Origin of the sequence: Streptomyces sp. NPDC005774, from assembly GCF_042871645.1 — a bacterium.
Lineage (GTDB): Bacteria > Actinomycetota > Actinomycetes > Streptomycetales > Streptomycetaceae > Streptomyces > Streptomyces pratens.
The window spans coordinates 53007-74935 of the sequence record NZ_JBIAIV010000030.1 but is presented as its reverse complement, the minus strand read 5'-3'; the positions used below and the strand labels follow the sequence as shown (position 1 = coordinate 74935).

The following is a 21929-nucleotide window of genomic DNA, read 5'->3' as shown; positions in this document are numbered from 1 at the left end:
ACGAGTGCTGCCTGACGGTCCGGAAGCCGGAACGGGGGCGGCAGCTCCCCCACCCACCAGTGGACGGTTCAGCGTCCGGTCTTGGGGTCGAATGCGTCCCGGACGGAGTCTCCGAGAAGGTTGAAGGAGAGCACGAAGGCCACCAACGCGATGCCGGGGAAGAACATGAACATCGGGTCCTGCTCGTACACCTCGGCACCGATGGCGAACATCCGGCCCCAGTCCGGGGTCGGCTCGACGAAGCCGACGCCGATGAACGAAAGGAAGGCGATGGTGAGGATCGTGCTCGGCAGAATGTAGGTGGCCTGCACCAGGATCGGCGTGACGACGTTCGGCAGGATCTCCTTGCGCACGATGCGCCAAGGAGAGGCACCGGACACCTTGGCGGCCTCCACGAACTCCCGGTCGGCCAGCGACAGTACGGAGCTGCGCACCAGACGGGCCAGGCTCATCCAGCCGAGGAACCACATCACCAGAGTGATCGCCACGGCTCGCAGGTAGGTGGGGGTCTCGTCCTGCGGGGAGACGAACATCGCGGTCACCACGGGCATGAAGGCGATGAAGAACAGCTGTTGCGGGAAGGCCAGGAAGAAGTCGGTGACCCGTCCCACCCAGTAGTCCACCCGGCCCCCGGAGTAGCCGCTGACCATGCCGATGAGCACGCCGGTCACCACGCACAGGGTCGTGATGACGACGGCCATGTACAGCGAGGTCCGCATGCCGTACAGCAGCATGGTGAACACGTCACGGCCCAGCTTGGGCTCGACACCGAACCAGAACTCGCCCGACATGCCGCCGAAGGAACCGGTGGGCATGGCGAAGTCGTCCAGAAGGAACGGGAAGTCCGGCTCCTGGGCGTAGAGCGTGTAGGGATCCTTGCCGTACACCTTCGCGATGAGCGGTGCGAGCGCGGAGACCACGAAGAAGAAGATCACTACGTACGCGGACACCACTCCGGTGCGGTCGCGCTTGAAGCGCTGCCACATCAACTGCCCGGGGCTGTGGCCCTCGAGCTTCTTCGGCTCCTGGGCGTCGCCCTGCGGCTCGCTCTCTTTGTCCAAGACGAAAGAGGCCTCAGCACCCTCGATCTCTATTGGACTCGTCATGATTCGTCCGTTTCACAGGTGTTGGAGGTCGTCGGGAGTGCACAAGCGGTCCCACGGCCTTCGCACGGCGTACGTCATTCGAAGCGCGCGACTGGAACAGCGACTGGAGGTCGACCCCATCGCCGGGGGACCCTGGCCCACGACCGACGCCGGCCGGTCACGGGCCGGGGCAGTCAAGGAAGTTCGCGACGCCGGATCGCTGCCTCGGCCACGAGAGCGGGAACAGGAACGGGAACAGGAACAGGATCGAACGCACCCACGGGGCCTACACCTGTCATCGGGGACGACGCGACCCATATGGCGTTTATGACACCTCGCATGGGTTCCTCCTCATGAATCCACTGGTTCACCGCAAGGGGGAGCACACGACATGTCTTCGTTCACCGCCCGTCGCTGGTGTCGGAGATCGTCAGGTGCCCCCTGGCCCGCGGGCCCGCATCGATGACGCGTGGCCCGTTCGGCCGAGTTCTACGCGCCTAACTATCTGCCATGCGACAAGACCGAACCACACCCCCGAGGTCTCGGTTCGATCACAGCTAGGTACCACATCTTCCAAAATCCGGACAAAGGGTTTCGTCGGAGATCCCTGCGAAACGGACTTGTTACACATCTATCGGGAGTGCGCGTCCGTATATCGGACACGTGTCTTACGAAAAGCCATTGCGAATGGCGCGGCCCCGTGCAAGGTCCTTAAAGGACTGTCGTGCACTCAACACGCTTGAGCGGCAGGGCCGTTGGCCACCGGGCCGCGCAGCGGGCGTGAATCGGAACGCGAATTCGGCCACGCCGACGCGACAACCGTCCGCTTCGGGAGAAGGGTAGTGGGCATCGCCCGCTTCAGGGGCATCTCCCGGGGAGATCGAGGGTTATCCCTACCGTTCCTGGTCAGGGAGCAGGAGTGGGTTCTGGACCCATTCCCGCTCACCGCGGACATCCTGAACGGTGTGGGGTGTCCTGGCCGCCCGCGTTCGCTCCGCGTCCGGTGGCACGGAGCGTGTCCGTGGTCCGGGAAGGCGGCGGCGGGGTCCCTCACCCCGGGGGTATCCGGTCCGGCTTGGACGGTCCGATGCCCGCATCCATCGCTCCGGTGGGTGCGGGGCGGTGTCGTCCGACGCCGGATGGGATACCCCTGGGCGCGTCGTCCGATCGCGATGCCGGCGGCATCGATGGGGGTGCCCCCTGCTTGAGCGCAGTCGAGAGCTTGGGGGAGGATGGTCCTGCGGGTGGTGCTGGTCAGGGGTTTCTGCCGGTGCTGGGCGCCCCACCGGGAGGTGCAGGCCGGGTCCACGGCGATGACGGTGATCCCCGTCCGGTCGGCCATCGAGGTCAGGCGGGCGCGGAGCCGGCCGGTGGGCAGACCGGAGACCAGCCGCCGGAACCGCCTTTTGCGGCCGTGCTTCTCGCGGGTCTTCTCCGCGGTGAAGTCCAGGTCCTCCACCGCGATCGCCCGCACCCCACAGCTTCGGGCCCAGTGCAGCAGCCGGGTCAGGGCGTGGCGGACCTGGGCGTCGCGGTGGCCGGCGGTGCCGGTCAGGTCGTAGGAGAAGCGGCGCGGGGTGCCAATCGGGTTGCCGTGAACATCGAGGCGCCAGGCGGCGAGGTGGTCGGCGTTGGTATCCACCCCGATCACCCCGCCGGACAGCGCCGCTGCCAGGGGAATCGTCTGCGTGACGGGGGTCTGCCAGGAGGCGGTCGCATACCAGCGGCCCCGGGCCACGTCGTGGTGGATGCGGTGGGCGATGGCCCGGTTGGCCTCCACCCTGTTCCGACGTGTCTCCGCCTGCTGATCCGGGGCGAGTTCCGCCGCCCGCACGAACGGCACCGGGCACCCCTGCGGTCAGGGGTGCCCGGTGCCGTATGTGCCCGCGTGCGCGGGCGGGGTGCCGGCCGACGTGTCGGCCGACGACGTGTCAGCCGTGCTTGGCGCGGCTCACGGCGCGGGCGCGCTCGCGACCGTCCAGGTTCACCTTGCGGATACGCACGGACTCCGGGGTCACCTCGACGCACTCGTCGTCGCGGCAGAACTCCAGCGACTGCTCCAGCGACAGCTTGCGCGGCGGGACGATCGCCTCGAACGAATCGGCCGAGGCCGACCGCATGTTGGTGAGCTTCTTCTCCTTGGTGATGTTGACGTCCATGTCGTCGGCGCGGGAGTTCTCGCCGACGATCATGCCCTCGTACACCTCGGTGCCGGGGTCGGTGAACAGCACACCGCGCTCCTGCAGGTTGGTCATCGCGAACGCGGTGACAGCGCCGGCCCGGTCGGCGACCAGGGAGCCGTTGTTACGCGTCGTGAGCGGTCCGAACCAGGGCTCGTGGCCCTCGTGGATGGAGTGCGCGATACCGGTGCCCCGGGTCTGGGTGAGGAACTCGGTACGGAAGCCGATCAGACCACGCGAGGGCACCACGAACTCCAGGCGCACCCAGCCGGAGCCGTTGTTCGACATGTTGTCCATGCGGCCCTTGCGGACGCCCATGAGCTGCGTGACCGCGCCCATGTGTTCCTCGGGCACGTCGATCGTCATGCGCTCGACGGGCTCGTGCACCTTGCCGTCGACCTCCCGGGTGACCACCTGCGGCTTGCCGATGGTGAGCTCGAAGCCCTCACGGCGCATCTGCTCGACCAGGATCGCCAGTGCCAGCTCGCCGCGGCCCTGCACCTCCCAGGCGTCGGGGCGGTCGGTGTCCAGGACGCGCAGCGAGACGTTGCCGATGAGCTCGCGGTCCAGCCGGTCCTTGACCTGGCGGGCGGTGACCTTGCGGTCCTTCACGGCCGCCTTCGCGTCGGCACCCTTGCCGGTGCTGCCGCGGCCGACCAGCGGCGAGGTGTTGGTGCCGATGGTCATGGAGATCGCCGGCTCGTCCACGGTGATCAGCGGCAGCGGAACCGGGTTCTCCGGGTCGGCCAGGGTCTCGCCGATCATGATGTCCGAGATGCCGGCGACCGCGCAGATGTCACCCGGGCCGGCCTTCTCGGCGGGCTTGCGGGTGAGCGCCTCGGTCATCATCAACTCGGAGATCCGCACGTTCTGCACGGACCCGTCGCGCTTCATCCAGGCGACCGTCTGGCCCTTCTTCAGCTCGCCCTGGTGGACGCGGAGCAGGGCGATCCGGCCGAGGAAGTTGTCGGCGTCCAGGTTGGTGACGTGGGCCTGGAGCGGGGCGCCCTCGTCGTACGTGGGGGCCGGGATGTGCGACAGGATGGTGGAGAAGAACGGCTCGAGCGAGTCCGAGTCCGCCGGGACCGTGCCGTCCGCCGGCTTGGTCAGCGAGGCGATGCCGTCACGGCCGCAGGCGTAGACGATCGGGAACTCGATCTGGTCCTCGTCGGCGTCCAGGTCGAGGAAGAGGTCGTAGGCCTCGTTGACGACCTCGTCGATACGGGAGTCCGGCCGGTCCGTCTTGTTGATGCACAGGATGATCGGCAGCCGCGCCTGGAGCGCCTTGCGCAGCACGAAGCGGGTCTGCGGCAGCGGGCCCTCGGAGGAGTCGACGAGCAGCACGACACCGTCGACCATCGACAGGGCGCGCTCGACCTCGCCACCGAAGTCGGCGTGGCCGGGGGTGTCGATGATGTTGATCGTGATCGGGTCCCCACCGTCCTTGGGGTGGTACTTCACCGCCGTGTTCTTGGCCAGGATCGTGATGCCCTTCTCACGCTCCAGGTCGCCGGAGTCCATCATGCGCTCGTCGGCCTGGTCGAGCTGGTGGGCGGCGAAGGCACCTGCCTGCTTGAGCATGCCGTCGACGATGGTGGTCTTGCCGTGGTCGACGTGGGCGATGATGGCGACGTTGCGGATGTCGTGACGCTGGATGGACAAAGCCATGAGTTGGCGTACTCCCGGAATGGTGAGAAGCGCCCTGCGCAGACGGCTGTGGTGCGCGGGCCCTGCCGGGCTGAACACGCCACGGCCTCTCCCCATGGTACGGGCCCTCGGCACCGGGGGCTCGCCCTCCTCGTCCGGAGCGACCCCTGGGGCCCGTCACACGGGGTGATCAGGACTGATCAGGACTCCGCGTCCGAGTCCGCATCCGAGTCCGAGTCCGAGGCGGAGTCCGGGTCCGGGTCCGATTCCGAGGTGGAGACGGAGGCGGACGGCTCGGTGGACTCCTCCCCCGGTGTCCGGGCCGGGCCCCCCGCGCCCTTCTTCAGATAGCCCATGTCCTCGTAGACCGGGGTGCGGAACCCGAAGGCTCCGGCGTTGACCAGGTCCTTGCGGGCGGCGGTGAGCTGGGGGCGCTGGTAGAGGGGGATCGAGCCGGCCACCGCCCAGATACGGGCGTCCGCCTTGCGGATCAGCTCGGCGCGCTTCGCGTCGTCGAGCGTCGCGAGGGCCTGGTCGAAGAGCTGGTCGACCTGGTCGGTGCCGACGCGGGTGTAGTTCTGCCCGACGTTCAGCGAGCCGTCGGCCGCCGGAACCGGCTTGGCGTAGACCGGGCGGGCGTCGGTGGCGGGGAAGGCGGTGGCGGGCCAGGAGTAGAGGGCGAGGTCGTACTCCCCGGAGGCGATGTGGTCCGTGAAATAACTCTCGTCGTCGACCTTGGTGATCTCCGTACGGATGCCGACCCGCTCCAGCATCTTCGTGATCCGTTCGGCCACGGTGGCGAGGACCTCCGAACCGGGCCCGGAGGGAAGCACGAAGTCGAGCGTGAGCGCCTTGCCGTCCTTGGCGAGCGGGGCGCTCCCGGCCTGGGCCGGGGCGGCGGTGCCCAGGGGCGCGTAGGCGCCGGGGGCGCTGCCCCGCTTCAGCCGCGTGTGCTGGGTGCCGTCCTGGGCGAGGTGGCCGTCCCCGTTGTTGCCGTCGCCGTTGTTGCTGTCGCCGTTGTTGCTGTCGCCGTTGTTGCCGTCGCCGTTGTTGCCGTCCCCGTTGTTGCCGTCGCCCTGGGTGCCCCCGTCGTCCTCGGTGTCCCCGCCGTCGCCCTCGCCGACGATGTACGTGCCGTCGCCGGCGCCGTCCGCGGAGTCCTTGCCGGACGATCCCGCTTTCTCGCCCTTCCCGCCGGCGGCCTTGTCCTCCTTCTTCTTCACCGGGCCGCCCGGTACCCAGCCTGCGTCCGCGAGCAGGGCCCGCGCCTCCTCGGCGTTCTCGTCGCCGAGGGCGCCGCTGCCGTCGGCGTAGGCGGTCTGCCCGGCGAGCGCGAGATGGCTGCCGAGGGGCTCGACGGGCAGACCGAGCGGCTTCAGGATCGCCTCCGCCAGTTCCCGCCGGTCCAGGGCGCGGGCCACGGCGCGGCGGACCCGTTCGTCGGCGAGGGGGCCCTCGGCTCCGTTGAGAGCGAGCTGGGTGTAGGCGGGCTCCAGCGACTTGCGCACCTCGAAGCCGCTGAGGGCCCGCTGCTCACGCGTGAGCTCCGCGGCGGCCTCGCGCCGCTCCTCGCGTGCGGAGATCTCCTCGTCGGCGGCCTCCTCGTCGGAGCCGTTCGCGACGGCCCAGGAGCGCAGGGCCTTCGCCGCGGACCGCCCGTCCCCGAGACCTGCGGCTCCGGGGCCCGTCAGGGACTTACCGTCCTCGGCCGCACCGCCCGGCGCGCTCCCGCTGGTATCCCCGCTCGCGCTCCCGCTCGGGCTCCCACTCGGGCTCCCACTCGTATCCCCACTCGCGCTCCCACTCGTGCCCCGCGGGCCGGCGGCGACGGAGATGCGGCGGGCGGCCGTGGCGTCGACCTCGGCCAGGTCCAGGGTTCCGGCGGTGAGCGCGGCGACGCGTTCGTCGTGGGGCACCTCGCGCAGCACGATCGTGGAGAGCCGGGCCGGTTCGCCCCACCAGCGTGCGTTGCGGGTGAGGGTGACCTCGTCGTCCTCGCGGTCGACCTTCTTCACCTTGAACGGTCCTGCGGTGACCTTCAGCTTCGTGCGGGCCCCGTCGTTGAAGGAGTCCGGGGTGCCCATGACGTCCTTCGGGTACAGCGGTGCGAACAGCGACTTCCAGTCGGCGTAGGTACGGCTGAAGGTGACCTTGACCTCCAGGTCGCCCTTGCCGCGCTCGACCTTCTCGATGCGGTCGTAGCCGGCGTTGCGGGCGGTCCAGTAGGCGGAGTCCTTGCCGGACAGGGCTCGCCACTGGGCGGTGAAGTCGGCGGCGCCGATCTCCCGGCCGTCGCTCCAGACGGCCTGCTGGTTGAGCTTGTAGAGGACGACCTGCTTGGGCTCGGTCTCGACGACCTCGGCGAACTCCAGGTAGTCGGGGTTGCGCGCCGGACGGCCCCGGCTGTCCATCCGGAACATCGACGGCAGCACGACCTGGGCGATCCGGGCGGTGGTGGCGTCGGCGTCCGCCTGGAAGGTGTTCAGGGTGTCCGGGACGGTGTCCACGCCCCAGCGCAGGGTGCCGCCGTCGGCGATTCTCGCGCGGTCGGCGCGGGCGATGTCCCCGCCGGCGAGGGGCCGGCCGGCCGGGTCGTCCTTGGAGCTGCATCCGGCCAGCGCGGGCACCGCGAGCGCGCCCGCGGTGAGGAAGGCGACCGATCGCATGACCGCGCGCGGGCCGACGCCGTCGTGGGACATCTCTGGTTACCTCCGTGAAGCCGCGGACGTTATGATCACTTTTATTGTTATTTAGATCTCATCTGATGTATGCGGCCACTGAAGAGGAAAGGGTTCGGCAACCAAGAGCGACACGGCGGCCACGGAGCGGAAGGGCACCCGTACGGCGCACAACAACCACACGGTGCACCCATGCGCCTCGGCCAATCGATGCACATCCCTTCACAGCGCAAGGTGTGACGCGCAACACTCGCAGGCGCATGAACGTTGCCGCCTTGGGCCTGAAGGACCCTGAAGGACCCGCGAGAAGTGAGGGCAAGTCATGTCCGTGCACGACGAACTGGCATCCGTCCAGCGCAGTCTCGACGACCTGATCCGGTCGGTGGGACGCCTGGAGAAGCAGCTCGGCAGCGGCGGCCTGGAGATGCGCCGCGTCCGGTCCGACACCAACCATCTGCGCGAGAGCGTCGCGCTGCTCCGGGAGACGGTCGTCACCACGGCCGGCGTACCGAAGCGGCCCGATCTCGTCACCATCTCCGACGCACCGTACGACCCGTCCCTGTGGGTGGACTCGGACGACGAAGGGCTCGGCGTGCGCGACCGCCGCGCCCCCTGACCCCCTCCCCCTCCACTCCCCACCCCGCAGGATCCGCCGCGCCCCCCTGACCCCGACCGGAGCGGACAAGTGGCCACTGGTACGGAACCTCCCGCCACAGACACCCAACCTCGACGTACCGGCGTGAGAACCGGTACCCGCGCCACGATCGCCGCTCCGCACCTGCGGACCGACCGCTGGTGGCTGGCTCCGGCCGCCACCGCGGCCGGTCTGCTCGCCTTCGTCGTCTACTCGACCTGGCGGGCCCTGTCGAACGCGGACTACTACGCGGCGCCGTACGTCTCGCCGTTCTACTCCCCGTGCCTCGCCGAGAACTGCGAGCCGATGCGCGGCGGGCCCAACTGGGAACTGTTCGGAAGCTGGTGGGGCCTCTCGCCGGCGATCCTCATCCTGATCTTCCCCCTCGGCTTCCGCCTGACCTGCTACTACTACCGCAAGGCCTACTACCGGGGTTTCTGGGCGTCCCCACCGGCCTGCGCGGTCGCCGAGCCGCACAAGAAGTACACCGGGGAGACCCGCTTCCCGCTGATCCTACAGAACATCCACCGGTACTTCTTCTACGCGGCGCTCCTGGTCGCCGTGGTGCTGACCTACGACACCGCCCTCGCCTTCCGCGACGAGCACTACGCGTGGGGCCACATGGGGCTCGGCACCCTCGTCTTCCTGGTCAACATCGCGCTGATCTGGGCGTACACCATCTCCTGCCACTCCTGCCGGCACATCGTCGGCGGCAAGCTCAAGCACTTCTCCCGGCATCCCGTGCGCTACCGGATGTGGCAGTGGGTGGGCCGGCTGAACGCCCGGCACATGCAGCTCGCCTGGGCGTCGCTGGTGAGCGTGGCGGTCGCCGACCTCTACGTCTATCTCGTCGCGTCCGGCGCCTTCGACGATCCGCGCTTCTTCTGACCCCCCGAGCGCTCTGCGCGTTCTGTAATGTCTGCACGTTCTGCGAGTTCTGCGAGTTACATGAATTCTGCGAGTTCTGCGAGTTACATGAGTTCTGTGAGTTCTGGCAGGTTATGGCGGTTTCCGACGAGTGGGGCCTTTAAATGACCGTGGTCGACCGGCAGGAATGGGACGTCGTCGTGGTCGGTGCGGGCGGTGCCGGGCTGCGCGCCGCCATCGAGGCACGCGAGCGGGGCGCCCGTACGGCGGTGATCTGCAAGTCGCTGTTCGGCAAGGCCCACACCGTGATGGCCGAGGGCGGGATCGCCGCCGCCATGGCCAACGTCAACACCGGCGACAACTGGAAGGTCCACTTCCGCGACACCCTGCGCGGCGGGAAGTTCCTCAACCAGTGGCGGATGGCGGAACTGCACGCCCAGGAGGCACCGCGGCGGGTGTGGGAGCTGGAGACCTGGGGCGCGCTGTTCGACCGGACGAAGGATGGCCGGATCTCCCAGCGCAACTTCGGCGGCCACGAGTACCCGCGCCTCGCGCACGTCGGCGACCGCACCGGCCTGGAGCTGATCCGCACCCTCCAGCAGAAGATCGTCGCCCTTCAGCAGGAGGACTTCCGCGAGACCGGGGACTACGAGTCCCGGCTGAAGGTCTTCCAGGAGTGCACGGTCACCCGCGTGCTCAAGGACGGCCGCCACGTCTGCGGTGTCTTCGGCTACGAGCGGGAGTCCGGGCGCTTCTTCGTCCTTCAGGCACCCGCCGTGGTCCTCTCGACGGGCGGCATCGGCAAGTCGTTCAAGGTGACGTCCAACTCGTGGGAGTACACGGGCGACGGCCACGCGCTGGCGCTGCTGGCCGGGGCACCGCTGCTCAACATGGAGTTCGTGCAGTTCCACCCGACGGGCATGGTCTGGCCGCCGTCGGTGAAGGGCATCCTGGTCACCGAGTCGGTGCGCGGCGACGGCGGGGTGCTGCGCAACTCCGACGGCGAGCGGTTCATGTTCGACTACGTGCCGGACGTCTTCAAGGAGAAGTACGCCGAGTCCGAGGAGGAGGGCGACCGCTGGTACGACGACCCGGACCACCACCGCCGTCCCCCCGAACTGCTCCCCCGCGACGAGGTCGCCCGCGCGATCAACGCCGAGGTGAAGGCGGGCCGCGGCTCCCCGCACGGCGGGGTCTTCCTGGACGTGTCCACCCGGATGCCGGCCGAGGTCATCAAGCGCCGGCTGCCGTCGATGTACCACCAGTTCAAGGAGCTGGCGGACGTCGACATCACGGCGGAGGCGATGGAGGTCGGACCCACCTGCCACTACGTGATGGGCGGCATCGCCGTCGACTCGGACACGGCGGCGACGCGCGGGGTACCGGGTCTGTTCGCGGCCGGTGAGGTGGCCGGCGGCATGCACGGCTCCAACCGGCTGGGCGGCAACTCCCTCTCCGACCTGCTGGTGTTCGGGCGCCGGGCGGGCCGGCACGCGGCCGAGCACGCGGCGGGACAGGACCGGGAGCGGCTCCGGGTGGACGACGTCCAGGTGGACGCCGCCGCCGCGGAGGCGCTGCGCCCGTTCTCGGCGGAGAGCGAGAACACCGGCGGGAGCCCCCCGGAGAATCCGTACACCCTGCACCAGGAGCTCCAGCAGACGATGAACGACCTGGTCGGCATCATCCGTCGTGAGCCCGAGATGGAGCAGGCCCTGCGGAAACTGGCCGAGCTGCGGGGACGCGCCCGGCGGGCCGGTGTCGAGGGGCACCGGCAGTTCAACCCGGGGTGGCACCTCGCCCTGGATCTGCGGAACATGCTGCTGGTCAGCGAGTGCGTGGCGCGGGCCGCGCTGGAGCGTACCGAGTCGCGCGGCGGCCACACCCGCGAGGACCACTCCGCGATGGAACGCGCCTGGCGCAACGTCAACCTGCTGTGTGCGATGGCCGATCCGACGGACGGCGTCGCGGCCACCGACCCGGAGCGCGGCCAGATCGTCCTGACCCGTGAGACCACCGAACCCATCCGCCCCGACCTGCTCGCCCTCTTCGAGAAGGAGGAGCTGGTCAAGTACCTCACCGAAGAGGAGCTGTACGAGTGAGCAGCTATGAGGCCGGCTTCAAAGTGTGGCGGGGGGACGTGCGGGGCGGCGGTCTGGAGGACTTCCGGATCGAGGTGCACGACGGCGAGGTGGTCCTCGACATCGTCCACCGGCTCCAGGCCACCCAGGCCCCCGACCTCGCCGTCCGCTGGAACTGCAAGGCGGGCAAGTGCGGTTCGTGCTCGGCCGAGATCAACGGCCGCCCGCGACTGCTGTGCATGACCCGGATGTCGGTGTTCGACCGGGACGAGACGATCACCGTGACCCCGCTGCGGGCCTTCCCGGTGATCCGCGACCTGGTGACGGACGTCGGCTTCAACTACACGAAGGCCCGCGAAGTGCCGGCCTTCGTGCCGCCGGAGGGGGTGGGGCCCGGCGAGTACCGGATGGCGCAGGAGGACGTGGAGCGGTCGCAGGAGTTCCGCAAGTGCATCGAGTGCTTCCTGTGCCAGGACGTCTGCCATGTGGTCCGCGACCACGAGGAGAACAAGCAGGCTTTCGCCGGACCGCGGTTCCTGATGCGGGTGGCGGAGCTGGACATGCATCCGCTGGACGCGGCCGACGAGTCCGGTCTGGACCGGGGACGCACGGCGCAGGACGAGCACGGGCTCGGCTACTGCAACATCACCAAGTGCTGCACGGAGGTGTGCCCCGAGGGCATCAGGATCACGGACAACGCGCTGATCCCGCTGAAGGAACGGGCGGTGGACCGCAAGTACGACCCGCTCGTCTGGCTCGGGACCAAGATCCGGCGCCGGTCGGCGCCCTCCTGAGACCCCGGGCCCCCGACGTCCCTGGCGCCCCCGGGCACCGGGGCCCGGGGGACTCAGGGGCGGGGACTCAAGGGCCGGGGGACTCAAGGGTGTGCGCCGGTGTCTCCGCCGGGGTGCGCACCGCCCGTAGATAGCCGGAGTGCGCCACCTGGCCGAGGAACGTCAGCCTGGTGGCGGTGGTCATGTGCTTCTCGAAGGCCTCCTTGATCCCAGGCCACTTCGGATGCCCGAAGTCGCCCAGGACGACAATGCCGCCGGGCGCCACGATCCGCTCGGCCCACTCCAGGTCCGCGGCGACACCGGCGGCCGAGTGGTCGCCGTCCACGATGATCACACCGTAGGAACGGTCGGAGACCAGAGCCCGTACCTCGGGGTCCTCGGAGAAGCCCCGCTGGATCCGGGTCGCCGTACCGGCCACACCCGTCATGGCCAGGTTGGCGCGCACGGCCGCTTCGCGTACGGGGGTGCCGGAGGCGTCGTCCGTCAGGGAGGCGCCGGGCTGGAGCTGCGTCCCCGCGAGCGGGTCGACGATGGTCAGCTTCGGATCGCGTCCGGCACGCTCCATCATCCGGATCAGGCCCGCGCCGAACATGCCGTACAGCGTGCCGATCTCGAGGATCTCGTCGTTCGGCGGATCGAGCAGGGGCACGGCGGAGAGCTTGCCGCAGATGTTCATGGTGCCGCCGGCGATCCGGCCGACGCCGAGCGCCTCCAGGGCGACGAGCAGCCGGAAGGCCTGGGCGACGTTGCGTTCCGCGCCGTCGCGGTCCCCGGTGACCTCGGTCAGCTCCTCGATGCTCCGCTCCAGATGGGAGGCGGAGGGAAGCCGGGACGCGCCGCGCCCCGTCCCGTCGAAGAAGAGCTCCAGGGGACGCTGGCGGTTGTGCAGTGTCTTGAGCTCCTGCCGCGACGGTTCGCCCGCGGTGTCCGCGAGGGCACGTCTGATCTGGCGCTGGATGCGCTGGTCGATCAGGTCGACGATCGGACGCAGGCCGCGCCGGGCGACCTTGCTGGTGAGTAGCGCGCGCATGGGTCGGTGATCCTCACAAGGGTGGGAGGTGGCACCGACCGTAGGGGGCCGACCGGACACCCCCAACGAACACCGCCGTCCCACTGCGAAAACTCTCGATGCCGACGGTCTGCCGTCATGGGGTGTCCACCCAGTCTTTCCGGTACGCGGCCCAGTCCTCCTCCGTCGCCGCGAAGTCCACATAGAGGGCGACACCGAAATCCGGCCGGTCGGCGTCGGCGCGGGACAGCCCGAGCCGCACGCCGCGGACGGCGGCCGGAACGGTCTCGGCGTGGGCCCAGTGGCCGAACCGGTTCTCCTTGAAGAAGGGCAGACCCATGAGCAGGTCGGTGCCGAGCGGGGTGGCCTCCAGCGCGAGCGCGGTCTGCTGGGCGACGTACCCGCCGTAGGTGCCCTCCAGCGGCTGCATGGTGTCGTACGACATGACCGCGATCTGGTCGACGCGGCGCGCGACCTGCCCGAAGAACTCCTGCGACCACCACTTGGGATGACCGGTGACCGCGCCCCAGAAGGAGTGGAAGCCCGGGAGCGGGTCGATCTGGTGGGCCGCGACGGACAGGGGGACGCCGCGGGAACCCGTCTCCTCGTGCAGGGCGTCGAGCAGCGTGAGGTAGTCGCCGTCGCCGGAGTGCAGCGGCTCCAGGTCGAAGTGGACGCCGTCGTAACCGGTGTCCAGGATCTCCCGGGTGGACCGGAGGATCGCGGCACGGGACTCGGCGCGCTCCAGGTGCAGCGCCTCGGGGTGTTCCGGGGCGAGGATGTCGCCGAGCCAGGCCTGGACCCGGACGCCGGGTATCTCCCGGTGCACCGACTCGATCAGCCAACGGGCACGCGGGTAGGCCGACTTCGGCAGGCTTCCGTCGTGCTCGAGCGGACCCGAGTGGACGTACAGGTCGCGTATCCCGGTGCCGTCGAGCTGCCGGGCGAGGGCGGTGACGTCGGCGTCCTTCTTCCGCCCGTCGACCCAGGCGTGCCCGAGCCAGATGGCGTCGCGGCCGCGGGTGTACGTCCCGTCGGCCGGGTCACCGGTGAAGTTGACCCGCAGCACCGTCCCGGCGGTCAGCAACGGCACCAGCACCACGAGCACCACCGCGAGCACGGCCCACGTGAGCCGGCGCTTCCAACGCCGGGGCGGCTTCCCCTCGCCCGGCTCGGGACGGGTGTTCCCCTCCTCGCCGGATCCGGACTCGCCCGGCTCGATGGGCACCGTGGGCCCGGTGGGCTCCGCGGGCGCCATGGGCTCATCTGACTCCGCTGACTCGGGCTCCGTAGGCCCCATGGGCTCCGTACGCTCCGTGCGTGACATCGCGCGTCCCCTCCGCCGCCGGCCCCGTCCGGACCCGCGGCTGATCTTGAGGAGGAGGACGAGGACGGGGACACCGCGGTTGCGGTCGGGCGACGGTGGGCGCCTGACGTACGCGCACGTGCCCGTCCAGGGGGGAAGGCGGGGGGTACGGCGGGGAGGGTGCCCGGCCTTGGGGCCCATCGGTACAGCGGTTGACGCCAAGCCGGTGATCATGCCCTCCGGCTGGGGTTCGCCTACTCGATGTCGTGCTCCTCGGCTTCGGCGAAGGCCCGGTACGGCGAGGCGACCGACGGGTGGCGCCCCGCGTTCTTGCCCGTCTTGATCGTCAGCTTCTTCGCGATCTTGGGGACGGGGACACCCCTGTTCTTCAGCGCGACGGCGAAGGTGAGCATGTCGTCGTCGATGACCTTGGGGCATCCGCCGTGGTTGCCCTTGGCGGCGGCACTCTGCCGGGTGCTGGGACTGCCCGGTGGGCAACCGGGCGCGGCCGGGGATCAGGCGCGGCGTGCGGCCCAGACGATGCGTTCGGTGCGCACGGCCAGATCGTCGCGGAGCAGGATGCTGCGCGGGCTGTCGGTGTCCAGGAGCTCAGCAAGCGCGGTGAGATCCTCGGGGCTGAGCGCTCCTTCGGCGGTGCTGCGGATGCGCTGCAGGCCAATGAGGGCGTAGCGGCCGATCGCTGCACTGCGGTCGCCTTCGATGTTCACGGCGATGGTGCGCTCGGCTTCGACGGTGAATCCGGCGGCGGTCAGCATCGGCCCCCAGTCGGCGCCGCGGTGGGGCACGTGCTCGGCGTGGAAACCCTCGGTCGCGGTGTGGCAGCGTTCTTCGAGGCCGGGCCGGTTTTCCGGGGCGTCCACGGGCAGGAAACGGGGGAAGCCGGCCAGCTCGACGACGGCGAACAGGCCGCCGGGCGCGAGCATGTCGTGGACGCTGCGCAGGGCGCGGTCGGGGCGGGCCATGTGGTGCATCGAGGCTGAGGCCCACACCAGGTCGGGTGAGCCGAGACCGGGCCAGCCGGAGGTGTCGAGGTCGACCTGTACGGTGCGCACGTGCTCCTCCACTCCACGGGTACATGCCTTCTCGCGCAGGCGCTGGAGGTGTCCGGCCGAGGTGTCGACGGCGGTGACGTGCGCCTCGGGGAAGCGGTCGAGGAGGGCGAAGGTGCCCGCTCCCGTGCCGCAGCCCAGATCCACGATCTGGCGGGGCCCGGTCTTCAGCGGTAGCCAGGCGGTGATGGAGGCGATGTGCTCGGCGAGCACCTCGGCGTCCAGGTCGAGGATCTCGGCCTGGACGCCGTTGTCGTGGTCTCGGTGGTGGTCGTGCCGGGCTTCGTGGTGGGAGGTGTGCTGGTGCGCTTGGGTCATACCGGCACCGTAAGCCGGTCATGCGCGTGCAGCAGGACTGCTTGCTGTTTACGCAAGAAAACGCCTCTGCCTGTGGCCCCTTACGCACGATGCCACACGCGATGACCACCCGGCGCGGCCCACGCCTTCACTCGGAGGCGTCCTGCGCATCGCCGTAGTCGCTGCCCTCGCGCTGGTGGCCGCGGCGGGCGTCGCGGTCGAAGATGCCCAGGATCTCGCAGGGGCCGCCCTCGGCGCCGATGGCGTGCGGCATCATCGTGGGGAACTCGGCGGCCTGGTTGGTCTCGATGCGGAAGCGGCGGTGGCCGAGCATGAGGATCGCGGTGCCGGACAGGACGACGAGCCATTCGCGTCCTGGGTGGGCGCGCATGCGCGCGGGGTTCTCGGGCGGCGGTTCGGTCATGCGCTGGCGCACCACACTCACGCCGGGGTCGCCCTTGACGGGCCAGCGCATCCGGCCATGGGCGCCGTCGATCATCGGGCTGGTGACGACGTCGTCGGCGGCGGTCTCCACCAGTTGATCCAGGGTGGTGTCCAGAGCGCGGGCGAGGGTGACCAACTGGTCCAGCGCGAGGCGGCGCCGGCCGTTCTCGATGCGGCTCAGTGAGGACTGGCTGAGGTGGGCGCGGGTGGCCAGTTCTTCCAGGGACCAGCCCTGTGCCACCCGCAGGGCGCGGATGCGTTTGCGTACGAGGCTGTCCAGCTCTTCATCTTCTTGCGTCATAAGCAACACGGTATGCCCCTGATGCAAACCGGGGTTAGCGTCGTGTGCAGATGGTCCGGAACGTCTGGGACCACGCACGACGGAAAGGGTGGGGCCATGTCTGACCTCGCCGCGGCACAGGCCACCACCGACTGACGCTTCCGCGGCGCCCGCAAGCCGCACGACCTCCCCTCCCTTTTCGGCGACCGGACCCGGTCCGGCACCGAGCCCTGCCTGTCCTTCGTCCGAGAGGAACCCATGAGCACGAACCAGCCCCTGCCGGGAGCAGCCGACCACACAGGAGGCGGGGGCGCGCCGGATGCGCGTCAGCTGCGCACGATCCTGATCGCCGTCTCGATCGCGTTGATGGCCGTCATCGCGTCGGTGTCCGGGCTGAACGTCGCCCAGACCCACATGGCCGTGGAGTTCGGCGCCTCGCAGAACACCGTCTTGTGGATCATCAACATCTACACCCTTGCCCTGGCCGCGCTGCTGCTGCCGCTCGGCGCCGTCGGCGACCGCCTGGGCCGCAAGCCCATGCTGATCACCGGGCTGGGTGTCTTCGGCCTCGCAAGCGTCGCCGCGGGTCTGGCGCCGACGGCCGAGGTGATGCTCGCCTCGCGCGTGGCCGGCGGTGTCGGCGCAGCGATGATCATGCCGATCACCCTGGCCGTCATCACCTCCACCTTTCCCAAGGAGCAGCGGGGCAAGGCGATCGGTGTGTGGACCGCTGTCGCCGGAGGCGGCGGCATCCTGGGCATGTTTCTCTCCGCGCTCCTCGTCGACGTCGCCGACTGGCGCCGGCTGTTCGTCCTGCCGGTGGTCCTGGTCCTCGTGGCCCTGGCCATGACGGTGAAGTCGGTCCCCAACTCCCGCGAGCACCCGCGCCATTCCTTCGACACCGTCGGCGCGCTGGTCTCCACCGTCGCCGTGGTCGGCCTCATCTTCGTCCTGCATGAAGGCCCCGAGCGCGGCTGGACCGCGCCCGTGACGCTGATCAGCCTCGCCGTCGGCCTCGTCACCGCCCTCAGCTTCGTGGCCTGGGAGCTGCACCGCCGCGATGCCTCCCTGCTGGACGTACGCCTCTTCCGTGAGCGCAGCCTGGCCGGCGGCTCCATCACGCTGCTGGTCGTCTTCGGCGTCCAGGCGGGCATCGCCGTGGTCCTCTTCCCCTTCTTCCAGGCCGTCCTCGGCTGGTCCGGCCTGCTGTCCACGGTCGCGATGATGCCCATGGCCGTCATGATGATGATGGCCTCCGGCCTGGCCCCCCGGCTCGCCGCACGCATCGGCGCCCGCTCGACCATGGCCACCGGAATCGCGCTGGCCGCCCTCGGCCTGACGCTCATGGCCCTGTTCGTCTCCGTCGACGGCGGCTACCTGTCCATCCTGCCCGGCCTGCTCGCCATGGGCACCGGGATGGGCCTGTCGATGACGCCCTCCACCGAGGCCATCACCAGCTCCCTGCCCCGCGAGGAACAGGGCGTGGCCTCCGCCCTCAACGACGTCACCCGAGAGTTCGGCACCGCACTCGGTGTCGCCCTGCTCGGCGCGCTCCTGTCGGCCGGCTACCGCAACGCCATCGACGACGAACTCGACGGCATCCCGAACGGCGCCGCGGACACCGCACGCGAAGGCATCGCCAACGCCGTCGAGGTGGCACCCAGCGCCGGCCCGCACGCACAGAACCTGCTCCATGCCGCCCAGCAGTCCTTCGTCGACGGATGGCAGCAGGCCATGTGGACCGGCGCCGCCGTCATGGCAGCGCTCTTCGTCCACGTCGCCCTGCGCGGCCCGAAGAACACCGCCCCCGCAGCGTCCTCGCACAAGGCAGAGACCAGCGGCACCATCCCCGCCTGACCTTCGTGTCCGGGCCTGCCTCCTCCGGACGCTCGGCCCTCTGCCTCCACGTCGCGTCCAGCACCGCGACCAGCACCGCGACCAGCACCCGCAGGTGCCCTTCGGCGTCCTCGTCCAGGCTCGGGATCACGCGTCCCCTCCGCCACCGGCCCCGTCCGGACCCACGGCTGATCTTGGGGAGGAGGACGAGGACGGGGGCACCGCGGTTACGGTCGGGCGGCGGTGGGCGCCTGACGTACGTGCACGTGCCCGTCCAGGGGGAAGGCGGGAGGTGCGGCGGGGAGGGTGCCGGTCAGCGGGAACCCGGCCTTCTCGGCGACCCGGCAGGAGGCCGTGTTGTCGACCTGGTGCAGCAACTCCAGGCGGATCAGGCCCTCGTGGGCGAAGGCCGTGAACGCCCAGTCGGCCAGCGCCGTCAGAGCGCGCGGGGCCACTCCCCGGCCCCGCGCGTGGGCGGCGGTCCAGTAGCCCACCTCGGCGGAACCCGAGCCCCTGGCCGCGCACTTGAGGACCACGTTGCCGACGAGCCGCGCCGCGGTGCCGGGTGCCCGCGTCTGCACCGGCGCCCCTTCCCGTGTCTCCTCCGGCGTCTCCTCCACGGCGAACGAGAACCGGTCCCCCGCCTCCCGGCCCTGCTGCTGCGCCGTCACCCAGCGCGCCGCGCTCGCCTCGTCGTGCACGTCCTCACTCGTCCAGCGGCGCAGCGCCTCGTCCCGGTACAGCTCGGCCAGGCTCGCCGAGTCCTCCGGGCTCCAGGGCCGCAGGGTGAGGGTGCCGGCCGTCAGGTGCATCGGAGTCGTCTGCATACGGCGAGGGTAGGAGGACGGGCCGCCCGGCTCCGGAGCGGGGTCGGGCGGACGGACGGGTGAGGTCAGAAGAGGCTCAGGAGGGCCTCTGCGGGGTCGGTGAGGGTGGTGTCGGCGCCGGGGAGGGGGAGTTCGAACCAGACGGTCTTGCCGCGGGGGGTGCGGCGGGAGCCCCAGGCCGCGCTGAGCAGGCCGACGAGCTGGAGGCCGCGGCCGCCCTCGTCGGTGTCCCGGGCGCGGCGGCGGCGCGGCTGGACCAGGCCGGCGTCCCAGACTTCGCAGACCAGGGTGCGGTCGAGGAGGAGACGGAGCCTGATCTCGCCCTCGCCGTACCGCAGGGCGTTGGTGACCAGCTCGCTGACCAGGAGTTCCGTGGTGTCGACGAGGGGTTCCAGGTCCCAGGCGAGCAGTTGGGTGCGGGCGTACTCACGGGCGCGGCCCACGCTGCGGGGTTCCCGCGGCAGTGCCCAGTCGCCGACGGAGTCGGCGGGCAGCCCCTGGACCCTGGCCATGAGCAGCGCGATGTCGTCCTCGCCGTGGTGGGTGTCGAGGGTGTTGAGGACGTGGTCGCAGACGTCCTCCAGATTCCGGGTGTCGGCACGCGGTGGCACCGAGCCGTCGTAGGGGGCGTCGCCCGACGGCCGGGCGGGGTCGGTGAGGGCGCCCACGAAGGCCCGGAGGCCCTCGTCGAGGGGGTGGTCGCGGCTCTCGACCAGTCCGTCCGTGTAGAGCGCGAGCAGGGCGCCCTCCGGCAGTTCGACCTCGACCTCCTCGAAGGGTTCCCCGCCGACGCCGAGCGGCAGGCCCGGCGGCACGTCCAGCATCAGTGCGGACTCGCCGGGTTCGACCAGGACGGGCGGCAGGTGGCCCGCGTTGGCGAAGGTGCACCGCCTGGTCACCGAGTCGTACACGGCGTAGATACACGTCGCCAGGTAGATCTCGGAGAGGTCGGCCTCCCGGGGGCGGCGGGCGGCCCGGGTCGCCTGCTGGACCCCGCCGGGGGCACCGAGGCCCCGGGCGATCTCGTCCAACTGGGAGAGGACCTCGGCGGGTTCGAGGTCGAGCTGGGCCAGGGTACGGACGGCGGTGCGCAGTTCACCCATCGCCACCGCGGCACGCAGACCTCGCCCCATCACATCCCCGACGACCAACGCGGTGCGGTGGCCGGGCAGTTCGATGACGTCGAACCAGTCGCCGCCGACCTCGCCGGCCCGGCCGGTCGCCGCGCTGCCGGGCAGGTACCGGCAGGCGATGTCGAGGCCGGACGCCTCCGGGTCGCCGGGCGGGAGCAGGGACCGCTGCAGTATCAGGGCGCGTTCGTGTTCGCGCCGGTAGAGGCGGGCGTTGTCGATACAGACGGCGGCGCGCGCGGCCAGCTCCACGGCGAGTTCTCGGTCGCGGTCCCCGAACGGCTCGCTGCCCTTGGTACGGGCGAACTGGGCGAGGCCGACCACCGTGTCGTGGGCGACCATCGGCACGGCGAGCGTGGACCGCACCAGCCCGCCCTCCTCGCCCGGCACGGTCCGCGGGCGGGCGGTGCGCAGGGCGTCCGCGCACGGCGAGTTGAACGCGTAGTGGTGGACGGCGCCGAGCTTGACGGGCTCCCCGGTGACGCTGAACGGCGCGTCGGAGACGGCGCTGGCGAAGGCGACACGGCGCACCTCCGCGCTGCCGTCGGCGAGGCCCGGCGGGGTCTCGTCGCCGGCCAGCAGTCCCTGGTAGAGGTCGACGGTGGCCAGGTCGCAGAAGCCGGGGACGGCGACGTCGAGGAGTTCGCGGGCCGTGGTCTCCAGGTCGAGGGAGGTACCGATCCGGGCGCCGGCCTCGTTGAGCAGGGCGAGATTGCGTCGCGCGGAGGCGGCCTCGCGGGCGGCGGCGCGGCGGGCCGTGATGTCCGTCGCCAGCCATGCGATGCCGATGGGACGGCCGCTGCCGCTGTGCACCCGGTACAGGTTGATGGACCAGTGACGGTGCCCCTCGGCGCCCGGCACGAAGCCCGTGACGTGCATGTCCGTGATGGATTCGCCGGTGTCCAGCACCCTGCGCATGGTCGCGTCGACCCGCTCGGCCTCACCGCGCGGCAGATAGTCGTGGACGTCCTTGCCCCGGTGGTCGTCGGGCGTACCGCCGAAGATGGAGGCGAACCGCTGGTTGGCGCGGCGAATCCGCAGGTCGGGGTCGATCAGTAGGAATCCGAAAGGAGACTGACCGAAAATGGCCTGCGAAGCGGCAAGATCCGTCTCGATACTGCGCAGGGTGCGCACGTCGACGACGATGCAGACGGCCGCCCTCTCGCCCTCCACGGTACGCGTCGGCATGACGTAGACCTCGGCGAGGGCCTCCCCGCCGGGCTCGCCGCCCTCCCCCGTCCCGGGGAGCCGGAAGGGGACGACCCCGGTCCACTCCCGGCCGTCGAGGATCTCGGCCATCTTGCGCTGGCCCCGCTCACGCCGGTCCGGGTCGATGAAGGCCGCGATGGGGTCCGTCCCGACGGCCCGCTCCGCCGGGACGCCGAAGATCTGCTCGGCGCGCAGGCTCCACTGGTCGACCAGTCCGTCGGGGCCGATGGAGAAGGACGCGACCCTTATGTAGTCGTACATGGATCCGGGAGGACTGACCTGCCACGTCCCGCCCGCCGACGGGACGTCACCTGCGGGCGGACGGCCGCCGAAAGAAGTGACGGAGGACGAGGTGCCGGCGGCCGAGCTGCCGGTGGCCGGCAAGCGGGCGGACGAGGCATCGCCGGAAGAGAGGCCGTCCGCAGCCTCGGCTCTCGCGCCGCCCGACGGGTCCTTGGACTCCGTGGCCTTCGCTGGTATCTCGCTCACGCGAACCGTCCCCTCCAGCTCACCGCGTCCGGCACCGGTCACCGGGGGCGGCTGCCCGCAGTATCCAGC

15 protein-coding genes and 1 pseudogene are annotated in these 21929 nt (G+C 70.5%); 5 read left to right on the top strand and 11 right to left on the bottom strand.

Features of this window, described 5'->3' with window-relative positions:
• Positions 1-68: 68 nt before the first annotated feature.
• From ACFYQA_RS24950 to ACFYQA_RS24935, 4 genes and pseudogenes are all read right to left on the bottom strand, one after another.
• Positions 69-1106: an ABC transporter permease gene (locus tag ACFYQA_RS24950; RefSeq protein WP_388921857.1), complete on the bottom strand. Its 1038-nt coding sequence runs from the start codon at positions 1104-1106 to the stop codon at positions 69-71.
• A gap of 872 nt (positions 1107-1978) precedes the next feature.
• Positions 1979-2871: pseudogene (locus tag ACFYQA_RS24945) on the bottom strand (IS200/IS605 family accessory protein TnpB-related protein); the annotation flags it as partial.
• A 145-nt stretch (positions 2872-3016) separates the two neighbouring features.
• Positions 3017-4933, bottom strand: a complete 1917-nt coding sequence (typA, locus tag ACFYQA_RS24940) for a translational GTPase TypA (RefSeq protein WP_388921854.1) — start codon at positions 4931-4933, stop codon at positions 3017-3019.
• A gap of 179 nt (positions 4934-5112) precedes the next feature.
• A complete protein-coding gene (locus ACFYQA_RS24935; RefSeq protein WP_388921851.1) occupies positions 5113-7611 on the bottom strand; it encodes an ABC transporter family substrate-binding protein in 2499 nt (832 codons plus the stop codon).
• A gap of 301 nt (positions 7612-7912) precedes the next feature.
• Here ACFYQA_RS24935 and ACFYQA_RS24930 point away from each other — a divergent pair, with 301 nt between their 5' ends.
• The 4 genes from ACFYQA_RS24930 (at position 7913) to ACFYQA_RS24915 (ending at position 11963) form a co-directional block, all read left to right on the top strand.
• Positions 7913-8206 carry a hypothetical protein gene (locus tag ACFYQA_RS24930; protein ID WP_388921848.1) on the top strand — a complete coding sequence of 98 codons (294 nt, stop codon included), beginning with the start codon at positions 7913-7915 and terminating at the stop codon, positions 8204-8206.
• Between the two features lie 69 nt (positions 8207-8275).
• Positions 8276-9112 carry a hypothetical protein gene (locus tag ACFYQA_RS24925; RefSeq protein ID WP_388921845.1) on the top strand — a complete coding sequence of 279 codons (837 nt, stop codon included), beginning with the start codon at positions 8276-8278 and terminating at the stop codon, positions 9110-9112.
• Positions 9113-9255: 143 nt separating this feature from the next.
• Positions 9256-11190 carry a fumarate reductase/succinate dehydrogenase flavoprotein subunit gene (locus ACFYQA_RS24920; RefSeq protein WP_388921843.1) on the top strand — a complete coding sequence of 645 codons (1935 nt, stop codon included), beginning with the start codon at positions 9256-9258 and terminating at the stop codon, positions 11188-11190.
• On the top strand, positions 11187-11963 hold the full coding sequence (locus ACFYQA_RS24915) for a succinate dehydrogenase/fumarate reductase iron-sulfur subunit (RefSeq protein WP_388921840.1): 777 nt from the start codon (positions 11187-11189) through the stop codon (positions 11961-11963). Before ACFYQA_RS24920 ends, ACFYQA_RS24915 begins: the two co-directional genes overlap by 4 nt.
• Before the next feature lie 67 nt (positions 11964-12030).
• On the opposite strand, the gene ACFYQA_RS24910 is transcribed toward ACFYQA_RS24915, so the two are convergent.
• The 5 genes from ACFYQA_RS24910 to ACFYQA_RS24890 all read right to left on the bottom strand — a co-directional run bounded on the left by ACFYQA_RS24910 (position 12031) and on the right by ACFYQA_RS24890 (position 16390).
• Entirely contained in the window at positions 12031-12993 is a 963-nt protein-coding gene (locus ACFYQA_RS24910; RefSeq protein WP_388921837.1) for a class I SAM-dependent methyltransferase, read from the bottom strand.
• Positions 12994-13108: 115 nt separating this feature from the next.
• Positions 13109-14299, bottom strand: a complete 1191-nt coding sequence (locus ACFYQA_RS24905; protein WP_388921834.1) for a hypothetical protein — start codon at positions 14297-14299, stop codon at positions 13109-13111.
• Between the two features lie 233 nt (positions 14300-14532).
• Positions 14533-14691: a hypothetical protein gene (locus tag ACFYQA_RS24900; protein WP_388921831.1), complete on the bottom strand. Its 159-nt coding sequence runs from the start codon at positions 14689-14691 to the stop codon at positions 14533-14535.
• A gap of 102 nt (positions 14692-14793) precedes the next feature.
• A complete protein-coding gene (locus tag ACFYQA_RS24895) occupies positions 14794-15666 on the bottom strand; it encodes a class I SAM-dependent methyltransferase (RefSeq protein WP_388921828.1) in 873 nt (290 codons plus the stop codon).
• Positions 15667-15793: 127 nt separating this feature from the next.
• Positions 15794-16390 (bottom strand): helix-turn-helix domain-containing protein, encoded by a 597-nt coding sequence (locus ACFYQA_RS24890; RefSeq protein WP_388921825.1) that lies wholly within the window; start codon positions 16388-16390, stop codon positions 15794-15796.
• A 237-nt stretch (positions 16391-16627) separates the two neighbouring features.
• On the opposite strand from ACFYQA_RS24890, the gene ACFYQA_RS24885 reads away from it, so the two are divergent.
• The gene (locus ACFYQA_RS24885; protein ID WP_388921822.1) at positions 16628-18226 is read left to right on the top strand and encodes an MFS transporter; all 1599 of its coding nucleotides are present in this window, start codon (positions 16628-16630) and stop codon (positions 18224-18226) included.
• Between the two features lie 206 nt (positions 18227-18432).
• Here ACFYQA_RS24885 and ACFYQA_RS24880 read toward each other — a convergent pair whose 3' ends face one another.
• Both ACFYQA_RS24880 and ACFYQA_RS24875 read right to left on the bottom strand, forming a co-directional pair.
• Complete coding sequence (locus ACFYQA_RS24880) at positions 18433-19032, bottom strand: GNAT family N-acetyltransferase (protein ID WP_388921819.1); 600 nt, start codon at positions 19030-19032, stop codon at positions 18433-18435.
• A gap of 65 nt (positions 19033-19097) precedes the next feature.
• Positions 19098-21860 (bottom strand): SpoIIE family protein phosphatase, encoded by a 2763-nt coding sequence (locus tag ACFYQA_RS24875; protein WP_388921816.1) that lies wholly within the window; start codon positions 21858-21860, stop codon positions 19098-19100.
• Between the last annotated feature and the right edge of the window lie 69 nt (positions 21861-21929).

Bases quoted from the DNA above. Each gene is read 5' to 3' on its own strand.
- ACFYQA_RS24950 (WP_388921857.1), bottom strand. From the start codon at position 1,106: ATGACGAGTCCAATAGAGATCGAGGGTGCTGAGGCCTCTTTCGTCTTG.
- typA (WP_388921854.1), bottom strand. From the start codon at position 4,933: ATGGCTTTGTCCATCCAGCGTCACGACATCCGCAACGTCGCCATCATC.
- ACFYQA_RS24935 (WP_388921851.1), bottom strand. From the start codon at position 7,611: ATGTCCCACGACGGCGTCGGCCCGCGCGCGGTCATGCGATCGGTCGCC.
- ACFYQA_RS24930 (WP_388921848.1), top strand. From the start codon at position 7,913: ATGTCCGTGCACGACGAACTGGCATCCGTCCAGCGCAGTCTCGACGAC.
- ACFYQA_RS24920 (WP_388921843.1), top strand. From the start codon at position 9,256: ATGACCGTGGTCGACCGGCAGGAATGGGACGTCGTCGTGGTCGGTGCG.
- ACFYQA_RS24910 (WP_388921837.1), bottom strand. From the start codon at position 12,993: ATGCGCGCGCTACTCACCAGCAAGGTCGCCCGGCGCGGCCTGCGTCCG.
- ACFYQA_RS24905 (WP_388921834.1), bottom strand. From the start codon at position 14,299: ATGTCACGCACGGAGCGTACGGAGCCCATGGGGCCTACGGAGCCCGAG.
- ACFYQA_RS24900 (WP_388921831.1), bottom strand. From the start codon at position 14,691: ATGCTCACCTTCGCCGTCGCGCTGAAGAACAGGGGTGTCCCCGTCCCC.
- ACFYQA_RS24895 (WP_388921828.1), bottom strand. From the start codon at position 15,666: ATGACCCAAGCGCACCAGCACACCTCCCACCACGAAGCCCGGCACGAC.
- ACFYQA_RS24890 (WP_388921825.1), bottom strand. From the start codon at position 16,390: ATGACGCAAGAAGATGAAGAGCTGGACAGCCTCGTACGCAAACGCATC.
- ACFYQA_RS24885 (WP_388921822.1), top strand. From the start codon at position 16,628: ATGAGCACGAACCAGCCCCTGCCGGGAGCAGCCGACCACACAGGAGGC.
- ACFYQA_RS24880 (WP_388921819.1), bottom strand. From the start codon at position 19,032: ATGCAGACGACTCCGATGCACCTGACGGCCGGCACCCTCACCCTGCGG.